Consider the following 11,423-nt stretch of genomic DNA (forward strand, 5'->3'; position numbering starts at 1 on the left):
GACGCTCTTTGCCATCTTGAGCAAGCTGATCGGCAGCGGCCTCGGCGCGCTCATCGCCGGCTTCAACCGGCTGGACGCCCTGCGGCTGGGCGTCGGTATGGTCTCGCGCGGCGAAGTGGGCTTAATCGTGGCCTCGGTCGCTCTGGGCCAGGGCGCCATCCGCCAGGAGACGTTCTCGCAGATCGTCTTCATGATCATCATCGCCACCCTGGTCACGCCGGTACTGCTACGCGCCGTCTACCGCGACGAGACCGCCGGCGACGCCCCCACCCTCGCCGGCGAAGTCGATCCCGGCGGCGAACCTGTCTAGCAAGTAAAATGGAAGACACAACGCTGGCCGAGTGTCGCTTAATCTGTGCAATCTGTGAAATCTGTGGATGCTTCTTCCACACCCATCGTGAGGGATAATCAATGCACTATCTAGTCTTGTTGGTCGTGGATGACGTGAACAAATGCCCTGACCTCTTCGACGCCTGGGAAGCGGCCGGCGTTGGCGGCATCACGATAGTCGAGAGCACGGGGTTGCACCGCATCCGTCAAAAAGCGGGCCATCACGATAAAGAGGGCTTTCGCGACGACGTGCCGCTCATGCCCAGCCTGCGCTCGCTGCTGCACGGCCATGAGGAGCACCACCGCACGATCTTCTCCGTTGTGCAGGGGGAGGAGATGGTCGATAAGCTCGTCGCCGCCACCGAGTCCGTCGTCGGCGAACTGAGCGAGCCTGACACCGGCATCCTCTTCGCGCTGCCGCTGGCGCGGGTGGTAGGCGTGCCGCGTCGCTCCGGCGACATACGGCCGGGGAACAACAATCGAGCCACAAACGTCTGAGAGAAAGGGGGTTGTGGTGGGCGCGAAGGGACTTGAACCCCTGACCTCACGGATGTGAACCGTGCGCTCTAACCAACTGAGCTACGCGCCCACGCCCCATGAAGTATACCATAAGCGCGGCAATTGCCAAGAGAAGAGAATCATCCGCAGATTTCGCAGATTGAGAGCCGCACGCAAAGTACGCTAAGATCGCCAAGAACGCAAAGAAACATACAGCTTTGGCGCTCTTGGCGTCCTTCGCGTTCTTTGCGTGAGCTTCTTGGAATCCGCGTAATCTGCGGATGGTAAAGAGGAAATCGATGCATCGACTGATTCACCAAGCAAACCCACTCCGGCCGGCGCTCCTGCTGCTGACCGTGGCGCTCCTGGGGCTGGCCGGCTGCCGGAGCGGCGCGACCGGCCTGCCCTACACCGAGACGTTCGACGACGCCGGCGACTGGAGCAGCGGCGAGGACGCCTACTCCATCGGGCAGGTCGTCGATGGCGTCTATGACTTCCAGATCATCGAGAACGACGTGAGCCGCTGGGCGTCGGCCGGCCAGAACTTCGGCGACGGCATCTTCGAAGTCGAGGCGACGGCTGTGGCGGGGCCGCTCGACAACGGCTTCGGCCTGCTGTTCCGCGCTAACCCGGAGACGGGCGACTTCTACCTGTTCAAGATCTCGGCCGACGGCTACGTCTGGATCGGTCGCTACGCCGAGGGCGCGGAGGACACCACCATCGTCGGCGAGCACTGGTTCGAGTCGCCGGCCGTCCAGCAGGGGCTGAACGCCACCAACCGCCTGACCGTCCGCGCCGAGGCGGGCAATATGATCTTCTCCGTCAACAACCAGGAGGTCGGCCGCGTCACCGACAACACCTTTGCCTCCGGCGACGTGGGGTTGCTGGTTCAGACCCTCGGCGGCGCGGGCGTGCGCGTCCAGTTCGACAACCTGAGTGTGCGCCCGCTCGACTGATCAATTAGGAATTACGAATTAGGAATTAGGAATGAAGAGTGCTCTTTATTCCTAATTCTCTGAAAGCGGCCTAAAGGCCGATCCACGAGCATCTTTTTTGTGCTATGATGGAACCGATGCGGGCTAGCGCACATCCCACTTTGCACCTGGCCTGTAACAGGTTGGCCGCGCCGCCCAATGACGGCGAGTCAATCCTATTCAACCGATCCGGGATGGCGACGCAGGCGGACTGCGTCGCCTTTTGTCGTCCGCGACCCGCTCCCACTCGGGTCGCCGGCGCTTCCCGTAGGGGCGCACCCGCGTGTGCGCCCTGGGCCGAGGGCAGACACGCAGATCTGCCCCTACGACCATAACGCACTCAAAGGCAAGTGATGTTAGAGACGACCGAACGAAAAAAGCAGAAGACCCAACTCAATAACCGCCTGGTCATGAGCGCCTCCGAGGTGCTGCGCGACTACCGCCTGGCCGTCGAGAGCCGCCAGACCAGTCTCATCGGCCGGCGCGAAGTCCTCAGCGGCAAGGCCAAGTTCGGCATCTTCGGCGACGGCAAGGAAGTGGCCCAGATCGCCATGGCCCGCGCCTTCCGCCGCGGCGACTACCGCACCGGCTACTATCGCGACCAGACGTTCCTCTTCGCCATTGGCGCGACGACCATCCAGCAGTTCTTCGCCCAACTCTACGCCCACGCCGATATCGTCGCTGAGCCAAACTCGGGTGGCCGGCAGATGAACAGCCACTTCGCCACCCGCCTGCTCAACGACGACGGCACGTGGCGCGACCAGACCCAGCTCTACAACTCCGCCGCCGACCTTTCGCCCACCGCCTCGCAGATGCCGCGGCTGGTCGGCCTGGGCTACGCCTCGCGCCTCTACCGGGAGCTGGACAGCCTGAAACACCTGACGCAATTCTCTCGCAACGGGGACGAGGTCGCCTTTGGCACCATCGGCAACGCCTCCACGGCCGAAGGCCACTTCTGGGAGGCGGTCAACGCCATCGGCGTGCTGCGCGTGCCCGTCGTCCTCTCCATCTGGGACGACGAGTACGGCATCTCCGTCCCCAACGTCTACCAACTCACCAAGGGCAACCTGTCGGAGATTCTGGCCGGCTTCCAGCGCCGGTCGGAGACGACGGGCGGCTACGAGATCTTCACCGTCAAGGGCTGGGACTACGTCGCGCTGGTGGAGACCTACGCCCGCGCCGCCGAGCTGGCCCGCACGGAGCACGTGCCCTCCATCATCCACGTCATCGAGATGACCCAACCGCAGGGCCATTCCACTTCCGGCAGCCACGAACGCTACAAGTCGCCCGAGCGGCTGGCCTGGGAGCAGGAGTACGACTGCCTGCGCAAGATGCGCGAGTGGATCATCGACCAGCACATCGCCCCGCCCGGCGAACTCGATAACCTGGAGCGCAACGCCGAGAAGCTGGTAGAGAACTTCCGCGTCAAGGCGTGGCAGGCATTCGCCCGGCCGATCTATGATGAGCGGCAGGATGTGGCGGCGCTGATGAAAGAGGTGGAAGAGGCGGGGGAGCGAGGGAGCAGGGGTGCGGGGGAGCAAGAGGCGATTGCAGAAAGGCCAGCTTGGGTGGCTGAGGTTGCGGCTGTTCGGCAGCGGTTGCTGGCCAAGGAGGCGCCGCTGCGGCGGGACGTGCTGATGGCGGTGCGCGAGGTGCTGGTGGCGACGCGGGGGGCCGGCGCGGTCGCCGGCGAGCCCATCGGACGGCTGCTGGCCTGGAAGAATGCCCAGGAAGCGACCAACGAGGAGCGCTACGGTTCGCACCTGGTCAGCAACTCGGCCGAGTCGGCCCTGCATGTGACCGAGGTCAAGCCCGTCTACGCCCCCGACGCCCGGCTCGTGCCCGGCGCTCAGGTGCTCAACGCCGCCTTCGAGGCCATGTTGGCCCGCGACCCACGGGTGGTGGCCTTCGGCGAGGACGTAGGCTTTCTGGGCGGCGTCAACCAGACCTACGCCGGCCTCCAGAAGAAGTATGGCGAGTTGCGCGTCTCTGACACGGGCATCCGCGAGGCGACCATCGTCGGCCAGGCCATCGGTCTGGCCCTGCGCGGCCTGCGTCCCATCGCCGAAATTCAATACCTGGACTACCTGCTCTATGGCCTGCAAATCCTGTCCGACGACCTGGCTTCGCTACACTGGCGCACGCGCGGCGGCCAGAAAGCGCCGGTCATCATCAGCACCCGCGGCCACCGGCTGGAGGGCATCTGGCATGCCGGCTCGCCCATGGCCGCCCTGATCAATCTGCTGCGCGGCATGCACATCTGCGTCCCGCGCGACATGACTCAGGCCGCCGGCTTCTACAACACGCTGCTGCTCGGCGACGGGCCGGGGCTGGTGGTGGAGGTGCTCAACGGCTACCGGCTGAAGGAGCAGATGCCATCCAACATCGGCGAAATTACCGTGCCACTGGGTGTGCCCGAGGTGTTGCGCCCAGGCGACGACATCACGCTCGTCACCTATGGCGCGTCGTGCCGCGTCGGCCTGGACGCGGCCGAGGCGCTGGCCGGCGTCGGCGTGGACGTGGAGGTAATCGACGTGCAGACGCTCCTGCCGTTCGATCGGCACGGGCGGATTCTGGAGTCACTGAAAAAGACGGGGCGCATCGTCTTTCTGGACGAGGACATGCCCGGCGGCACGACGGCCTACATGATGCAGCAGGTCATCGAGGCCCAAGGCGGCTATGATTGGCTGGACAGCCCGCCGCGCACCATCGCCGCGCGCCCCCACCGGCCGGCCTACGGCACCGATGGGGCTTACTTCTCCAAACCCAACGTCGAAGGGGTTTTCGCCGTCCTATACGACATCATGAATGAGACGAATCCGGGGCGGTTCCCCGCGTTCCTGTAGGCTTATGCTTCTTGACGCAGGGGTGCGGGGCAGCAGGGGTGAAGGGGTGAAGGCCTCTCCCCTGCTCCCCCGCCCCCCTGCTCCCCTGCCGGAGAAAACATGGCAACCAAAATAACCCTGCCCGAAATGGGCGAAGGCGTCATCGAGGGCACGCTCGCCCGCTGGCTGGTCAAGGAGGGCGACCGCGTCGAGCGCTACACCCCCATTGCCGAGGTCGAGACGGACAAGGTCACGACCGAGACGACGACCGAGACGGCCGGAACCATCCTACAACTGTGCGTGCGCGAGGGGGACACCGTACCCGTCGGGACGGTGTTGGCCTTTGTGGGCGAGCCGGGGGAAACCATTGCAGGGGAGCAGGGGAGCGGGGGTGCAAAGGAGAGGGAAGAAGGGGTTAAGGGCCAGGGACTGGAGGCCAGGGTGGAGCCTATAGCTCCAGAGGCCAACGGCCAAGCCAGCCAAGCGGCCATTACAGAGCGGGCGCCGGCGGCCTACACCGGCCGGATCAGCCCCGTGGTCGGCCGGATCGCCGCCGAGCACAGTGTAGACCTGGCGCGGGTGACGGGCACAGGGCGCGACGGCCGCATCACCAAGGAAGATATCCTGGCCTACGTGGCGGCGCGGCAGACCGAGCCGGCGGCGCGGCAGACCGAGCCGGCGGCGCAAGAGACAGCGACGAGTGACGAGCTGGTCGAAGCGCCGGCGCCCGCGCCAGTGTCCCCGCCGGCTCTTGCGCCAACTAGTCCGGCCGGCGGGGATGCCGGCGCTCCAGCCGAACTGCTGCCCTTGACCAACATTCGCCGCGCCATCGCCGAGCACATGGTGCGGAGCAAACACACCAGCCCGCACGTGACGACCGTCTTTGAGTTCGACTTCTCAGCCGTCGCCGCCCACCGGCGCGCCCACAAGGATAGCTTCGCCCGGGACGGCGTGCGGCTGACCTTCACCGCCTACATCGTCGCCGCCACGGTACAGGCGCTCAAGGTCTACCCACTTGCCAACAGCAGCTGGTCGGACGAGGGCATCCTGCTGCACCGCGCCATCCACATCGGCATGGCCACGGCCATCGACGACGGCCTGATCGTGCCCGTCATCAAGAACGCCGATGGGCTGAACCTGCTGGGGCTGGCGCGGACGATCAACGACCTGGCCGATCGGGCGCGGGCCAAGCAACTCCGGCCGGACGACGTGCGCGGCGGCACCTTCTCCATCACCAATCACGGCACGTCGGGCAGCCTCTTTGCCACGCCCATCATCAACCAGCCCCAGTGCGGCATTCTGGGCGTCGGAGCTATCGAGAAGCGGGTCAAGGTCATCGACGACGCTATCGCCATCCGGCCGCTGGCCTACGTCAGCTTCACCTTCGACCATCGGATATTGGATGGGGCGTCGGCCGATGCGTTTGTAAGCACTGTCAAAAGTCAAATCGAGACTTGGCGCTAGTAGCATCAGTTGTGTACAGTGTGTATAATCTACGATGAACAGTCGAGAGATTATTGCGCGGCTTAAACGTGATGGTTGGGAGGTTGTTCATATCAAGGGCAGCCACTACCATTTCAAACATCCATCGAAACCGGGGCGAGTTACGGTACCGCATCCGAAACGAGACTTACCGGTGGGCACACTCAGGAGTATTTTTCGTCAAGCTGGATGGAAATGGCCGGAGAAGTAACGTATGCGATATCCAGTTGTCATTCACAAAGACCCAGATAGCGATTACGGCGTCACCGTGCCAGACTTGCCAGGCTGTTTTTCGGCCGGCTCAACGATCGATGAGGCCCTGTCCGAAGTCGCGGAAGCAATTGAGGCGCATATCGAGGGGATGCTGCTCGATGGCGAGGAGATTCCGGCCGCGGGCAGCATCGAGTCCCATCAGAGCAATCCCGACTACCAGGAGGGCATTTGGGCATTCGTGACGGTGGATCTCTCCAAACTCTCCGGCAAGACGCGCCGCGTCAACATCAGCGTACCTGAGCGACTGTTGTCCCTTATGGATCAATATGCTGCTCAACGCGGCGAAACGCGATCGGGGCTGATCACCCGGGCGACGCTGGAATACATCGCCGCCCATGCCGAATCATAGTCAGCGGCCCCCTGCTGCCTTCCACGCCTCTCTCAATTTATCCGGCACACGCACCGGACGCAAACTCTTCAGGTTGGCAAAGTAACCGCTCTGCCGCGCCGCGGCGCAGACGCGGTCGCCCACGATCATCTCCGCCGCCAGCGTCCAGCGCGTGCGCGATAGCTCGGCCACCCACATCCGGCCGAGCAGCGCGTCGCCAATGCGCACCGGCCACTTGTACTCGATGGCGCTCTCGGTCAGGATGGGGCTGACGCCCGTCGCCAGAATCTCGTCGATGGGCAGCACGTCGGCCAGAATCTCCGAGCGCAGGTCTTCCAGCCAGCGGAAATAGACGATGTTGTGGACGATGTTGGCGAAGTCGATGTCGTACGTCCGCACCACAATGGGCCGCTCAATCAACAATGGCCGCACAGTTCCCTCTCTAATAAATGAACCACGGATTGTCACGGATTCTACGGGTGATACGGATTGAACTCCATGTTCAATCCGTTCGTATCCGTGTAATCCGTGAAAATCCGTGGTGAATTGATTCTCTTATCCGAAACGCTTTAACAGGAAGTCCACCACCACCCGGTCGATCTCGTCGCCTGTGCCGTCCCAGCGCTCCTCTAGGTTCTCCTGGCCCACCAGCGCCCGCAGCGCCCGGCGGGTGTCCTCGTCGAAGATGCCGCTCGCCGGCCCGTCATAGTGGCCGGTACGCTTCAGTATCGCCTGCAACGCCCCGGCCGCGTCAGCCATGGGCATCAGGTCGGCCGGGTCGGTCGCGCCGAAGAACAGATGGTGCATCGCCACCAGTTCGCCCAGCTTGGCGATTGGCTCCGGGTCGTCGTCCACACGCAAGTCGAGGTAGCGGTCGTTGTTGCCGCCGTAGCCGCCGTTGTGGCGCACCACCAGCACCCCGGCCGCCTGCCGGCCGCGCCGGTCGCCGCCGGCCGCCTGCCCCGCCGCCAGCGCGCGCACCAGCCAGTCGGCCAGCTCGCCCGGCCCGCGCCGCGCCTCCTCGAAGGCCGCGGCCATCGCCTGCACCGTGCCGGGCACGAGGATGTTGCCCTGGCAGGCGAAGCCGTCGCCGACGGCGTGGCCGGCCCAGTCGTAGCACTCCACGCCGGTGAAGGCCGCCGCCCGGCCGCGCTTGTCCACCATGCCCACCCGGCGCTGCGCCCGCTGCTCGTCGGCCGCCGTCAGCGCGGCAATGGCCTCCTCGGCGCTGGCGCCCTGCTCCATCATGTCCAGCCCGTCCAGCCCGTAGGCCACGTTGGCGAAGGACTGCGTCGCCACCGCCCCCGCCCCGGCTCGCGCCCAGGAGACCACCGCGGCGCAGGCCAGAAACTTGGACTGGACGGCCACGCCCCATTCTCCCCGGCCGGGATCGTAGGCGACGATGGAGAAGGTGGCGATGTGTGAGTGCATGGGGCCTCCGGGGTGAGCAGTGATCAGTAAGCAGTAGATCAGTTGGTCAGTGGTCTGTCCGTTCGTCGCCAGTCGGCGCTCAGCGCCCCTGGGGCGGGAGGAGGGCCACGTCCAGGATTTGTTCCAGGCGGTCGGCGAAGATGAACTCTACATCCTCGCGCAGCTTTTCAGGGATTTCCAGCAGGTCGCGCTCGTTCTTGCCGGGCAGGATGAAGGTGTGGACGCCGGCCCGGCGGGCGGCCAGCGCCTTCTCACGCACGCCGCCGACGGGCAGCACCCGGCCGCGCAGGGTGATCTCTCCCGTCATACTCACGTCGCGGCGAATGGGCCGGTCGGTGAAGGCGGAGATGATGGCCGTCGCCAGCGCCGCCCCGGCCGACGGGCCGTCCTTCGGCACCGCACCTTCCGGCAGATGGATGTGGATATCCTGCTTCTCAAAGCGCTCCGGGTCAATGCCCAGCGCGGCGGCCTGGCTGCGGGTGTAGGTCAGCGCGGCCTGGGCGCTCTCGCGCATCACGTCGCCCAGTTGCCCGGTCAGGATCAGTATGCCCTTGCCCGGCATCAGGTTGACCTCGATGATCATCAGTTCGCCGCCGGCAGCCGTCCAGGCCGCGCCCGTCGCCACGCCGACCTCGTCCACGTCGGGCCGGATGTCCTCGGTGAAGCGCGGCGGGCCGAGCAGTTCACGCGCGCGGGCGGCGGTGATGTGGCGCGGCGGCTCCTTGCCCTCGGCCACCTGCCGGGCGATCTTGCGGCAGACGTTGGCCAACTCGCGCTCCAGGTTGCGCACGCCCGCCTCGCGCGTGTACTCGCGGATGAGCGTCTTGAGGCTTTCCTCCTCGAAGCGAATCTCCTTGTCGGCCAGTCCGTGCTGCTCCAACTGGCGCGGCACAAGGAACTGCCGCAGGATGCCCAGCTTCTCCTCCTCCAGATAGCTGGAGAACTCGATGACCTCCATGCGATCTTGCAGCGCGGGCGGGATGGGGTCGAGGAAGTTGGCCGTCGTCACGAACAGGACGCGCGACAGGTCGTACTCCAGCCCCAGGTAGTGATCGACAAAGGTGTTGTTCTGCTCCGGGTCGAGCACCTCCAGCAGCGCCGCAGCCGGGTCGCCGCGGAAGTCGTTGCCCAGCTTGTCCACCTCATCGAGCATGAACAGCGGGTTGCGCGCGCCGACGCGGCGCATGGCCTGGATGATGCGACCGGGCATGGCTCCGATGTAGGTGCGGCGGTGGCCGCGGATCTCGGCCTCGTCGCGCACGCCGCCCAGGCTGATGCGCACGAACTCGCGCCCTAGCGCCCGGGCGATGGAGCGGCCCAGCGAGGTCTTGCCCGTCCCCGGCGGCCCCACAAAGCACAGGATGGGGCTGCGCATGTGGTCGGGCGCGATGCGGCGCACGGCGATGTACTCCAGGATGCGATCCTTGATCTTCTCCAGACCATAGTGGTCGGCGTCCAGCACCTCGGCCGCGTTGTTCACGTCCAGATTGTCGGGCGACTCCTCCACCCAGGGCAGGTCGAGAATCCAGTCGATGTAGGTGCGGATGATGCCGATCTCCGGCGACATGGGCGGCATGGCGTTCAACCGCGCCAGCTCCTTCTCCATCTTGGCCCTCACCCCTTCCGGCAGGTTCTTGCGCTGTACCGCCTCGCGCAATTCGCTCAACTCCTGGCCGAAGACGTCCAGTTCGCCCAACTCGCCCTGGATGACACGCATCTGCTCGCGCAGGAAGTGCTCGCGGTGCGACCGGTCTACCTCCTGCTGCACCTGGCTCTGTATCTCATCCTCCAGTTCCAGCACCTCGAGTTCCTTGGCCAGCATGATACTGATCATCTGCAGCCGTTCGTGCGGCTCCAGGACTTCGAGGATTTCTTGCCGCGCCTCCACCGGCACGGGCAGCGTCGAGGCCACGAAATCGGCCAGCCACCCCGGTTCGCCCAGACTCATGGCATAAGAGTACGCCTCTTCGGGCAGGTTGTGATTGAGCGAGACCGTCTTCTCGAACAGGGCCAGCACCGCGCGCATCAGCGCCTCGGTGTTGGCCTTCCAGGTGGACGGCTCCTCGATGACACGAGCGCGGACGCGGATATAGGGCGACCACTGGAGGAACTGGACGATCTGCACCCGCCGCCGCCCCTGGGCCAGGACGCTGGTCGTCTCGTCGGGCATGCGCAGGACGCGGCCGATGGTGGCCTCGGTGCCGATGGTGAACAGGCCGTCCTCCTCCGGGTCGAGCACTTCGTTGTCGCGCTGGGCGGCGACGATCAGGTTCTCGCGGTTCTTGTTAGCGGCATTGATCGCGGCCAGCGATCGCTCGCGGCCGATGAACAGCGGCATGACCATCTGCGGGAACAGCACCACGTCGCGCAGCGGCAGAAACGGGCATTCGATGAGACCGTTCTTCTCCTTGGTCATGGGCCGGTCAAATAACTCATCGCCGAGTTCTGAATATAACTCCGGGAAGTCGGGAAACTGGGAATAGTCGAAGTCGTCCATGGCAGAATAATTAGGAATTAGGAATTAAGAATGCATCCCCATAGATGGTCTTGGTTCATGACACCTGATTCCTAATTCCTAATTTCCTCTTTCCGATTGTAGGTTGTCCCACTGATTAAGCAAATCGCCGATGACGATGATCGAGCCGGTGGCGCAGACGAGGTCATCCGGCCCGGCGGCATTTAGGGCCAGCCGCAACCCCTCGCTGACCGAATGGCTCAACGTCGCCTCGCACCCCAATTCGGCGGCCATCTCCGCCAGGCGCTCCGGCGTGGCCGAACGGGGGTGGTTGGCCGTGGTGACGATCAGCCGGTCGGCCAGCGGCAGCAGGCGGGTCAACATCCCCGCGACGTTCTTGTCCTCCGGCGCGCCGAAGAGGAGGATGAGCCGGCGGTCGGCGTTGTCGCCGTCCCGTGACAGGTAATCCTCGCGCAGCGCGGCGACCAGCTTGGCCGCTGAATCGTCGTTGTGGGCGCAATCAACCAGGACAGTCGGCCGGCCCGCCCCCTCCTGCAACACCTGGAGGCGGCCGGCCCACTCCACCGCGGCCAGTCCCTCCTGCATGACGGGTAGGGTCAGACCGGGAAAGCGCCCGCGCACCCGCTCCAGCGCCGCCAGGGCCACGGCGGCGTTGCCCGTCTGGTGCTCGCCGGCCAGCCCGACCAGAAATTCGCTACCCGGCGGGATAAACGCGGGATCGGGGCCGCGGTCGATGCAAATCGTCTGGCGGACGTGTTCTCCATCGTGAGCGCGGACGACCTCGTAGCGCCAGTCGCGGCCGATGA

The 11,423-nt window shown here is 65.1% G+C and carries 11 protein-coding genes and 1 tRNA gene; 7 read left to right on the forward strand and 5 right to left on the reverse strand.

All coding sequences use genetic code 11. The annotated features are described in order from the left end of the window. Together ACE3UY_RS00230 and ACE3UY_RS00235 are read left to right on the forward strand one after the other, a co-directional pair. Nucleotides 1–310, forward strand: a 310-nt coding sequence (locus ACE3UY_RS00230) for a cation:proton antiporter (RefSeq protein ID WP_374685541.1), incomplete at its 5' end; no start/stop codon positions are given. 101 nt (nucleotides 311–411) lie between these two features. Beyond that, nucleotides 412–828 (forward strand): hypothetical protein, encoded by a 417-nt coding sequence (locus ACE3UY_RS00235; RefSeq protein WP_374685542.1) that lies wholly within the window; start codon nucleotides 412–414, stop codon nucleotides 826–828. Between the two features lie 14 nt (nucleotides 829–842). Here ACE3UY_RS00235 and ACE3UY_RS00240 read toward each other — a convergent pair. Further along, nucleotides 843–919, reverse strand: a tRNA-Val gene (locus tag ACE3UY_RS00240). A 208-nt stretch (nucleotides 920–1,127) separates the two neighbouring features. Here ACE3UY_RS00240 and ACE3UY_RS00245 point away from each other — a divergent pair. The 5 genes from ACE3UY_RS00245 to ACE3UY_RS00265 all read left to right on the forward strand — a co-directional run bounded on the left by ACE3UY_RS00245 (nucleotide 1,128) and on the right by ACE3UY_RS00265 (nucleotide 6,731). Further along, nucleotides 1,128–1,784 (forward strand): hypothetical protein, encoded by a 657-nt coding sequence (locus ACE3UY_RS00245; protein ID WP_374685543.1) that lies wholly within the window; start codon nucleotides 1,128–1,130, stop codon nucleotides 1,782–1,784. A 371-nt stretch (nucleotides 1,785–2,155) separates the two neighbouring features. After that, entirely contained in the window at nucleotides 2,156–4,648 is a 2,493-nt protein-coding gene (locus ACE3UY_RS00250) for a thiamine pyrophosphate-dependent enzyme (protein WP_374685544.1), read from the forward strand. Between the two features lie 99 nt (nucleotides 4,649–4,747). After that, the gene (locus ACE3UY_RS00255) at nucleotides 4,748–6,091 is read left to right on the forward strand and encodes a dihydrolipoamide acetyltransferase family protein (protein ID WP_374685545.1); all 1,344 of its coding nucleotides are present in this window, start codon (nucleotides 4,748–4,750) and stop codon (nucleotides 6,089–6,091) included. 34 nt (nucleotides 6,092–6,125) lie between these two features. Then, nucleotides 6,126–6,320 carry a type II toxin-antitoxin system HicA family toxin gene (locus ACE3UY_RS00260; protein ID WP_374685546.1) on the forward strand — a complete coding sequence of 65 codons (195 nt, stop codon included), beginning with the start codon at nucleotides 6,126–6,128 and terminating at the stop codon, nucleotides 6,318–6,320. Between the two features lie 3 nt (nucleotides 6,321–6,323). Then, nucleotides 6,324–6,731 carry a type II toxin-antitoxin system HicB family antitoxin gene (locus tag ACE3UY_RS00265; RefSeq protein WP_374685547.1) on the forward strand — a complete coding sequence of 136 codons (408 nt, stop codon included), beginning with the start codon at nucleotides 6,324–6,326 and terminating at the stop codon, nucleotides 6,729–6,731. Here ACE3UY_RS00265 and ACE3UY_RS00270 read toward each other — a convergent pair whose 3' ends face one another. The 4 genes from ACE3UY_RS00270 to ACE3UY_RS00285 all read right to left on the reverse strand — a co-directional run. Then, nucleotides 6,732–7,142 carry an acyl-CoA thioesterase gene (locus ACE3UY_RS00270; RefSeq protein WP_374685548.1) on the reverse strand — a complete coding sequence of 137 codons (411 nt, stop codon included), beginning with the start codon at nucleotides 7,140–7,142 and terminating at the stop codon, nucleotides 6,732–6,734. 123 nt (nucleotides 7,143–7,265) lie between these two features. Further along, a complete protein-coding gene (locus ACE3UY_RS00275; protein WP_374685549.1) occupies nucleotides 7,266–8,141 on the reverse strand; it encodes a DUF1028 domain-containing protein in 876 nt (291 codons plus the stop codon). A 79-nt stretch (nucleotides 8,142–8,220) separates the two neighbouring features. Beyond that, entirely contained in the window at nucleotides 8,221–10,638 is a 2,418-nt protein-coding gene (gene lon / locus ACE3UY_RS00280; protein WP_374685550.1) for an endopeptidase La, read from the reverse strand. Nucleotides 10,639–10,716: 78 nt separating this feature from the next. Beyond that, nucleotides 10,717–11,423, reverse strand: a 707-nt coding sequence (locus tag ACE3UY_RS00285; protein ID WP_374685551.1) for a glutamate ligase domain-containing protein, incomplete at its 5' end; no start/stop codon positions are given.

It is taken from the genome of Promineifilum sp. (SeqCode), assembly GCF_041918635.1.
Classification (GTDB): Bacteria; Chloroflexota; Anaerolineae; order Promineifilales; family Promineifilaceae; genus Promineifilum.

Coding starts and splice junctions, on each gene's coding strand:
- ACE3UY_RS00250 (WP_374685544.1), top strand. CDS start 2,156: ATGTTAGAGACGACCGAACGAAAAAAGCAGAAGACCCAACTCAATAAC.
- ACE3UY_RS00275 (WP_374685549.1), bottom strand. CDS start 8,141: ATGCACTCACACATCGCCACCTTCTCCATCGTCGCCTACGATCCCGGC.
- ACE3UY_RS00265 (WP_374685547.1), top strand. CDS start 6,324: ATGCGATATCCAGTTGTCATTCACAAAGACCCAGATAGCGATTACGGC.
- ACE3UY_RS00245 (WP_374685543.1), top strand. CDS start 1,128: ATGCATCGACTGATTCACCAAGCAAACCCACTCCGGCCGGCGCTCCTG.
- ACE3UY_RS00235 (WP_374685542.1), top strand. CDS start 412: ATGCACTATCTAGTCTTGTTGGTCGTGGATGACGTGAACAAATGCCCT.
- ACE3UY_RS00260 (WP_374685546.1), top strand. CDS start 6,126: ATGAACAGTCGAGAGATTATTGCGCGGCTTAAACGTGATGGTTGGGAG.
- lon (WP_374685550.1), bottom strand. CDS start 10,638: ATGGACGACTTCGACTATTCCCAGTTTCCCGACTTCCCGGAGTTATAT.
- ACE3UY_RS00255 (WP_374685545.1), top strand. CDS start 4,748: ATGGCAACCAAAATAACCCTGCCCGAAATGGGCGAAGGCGTCATCGAG.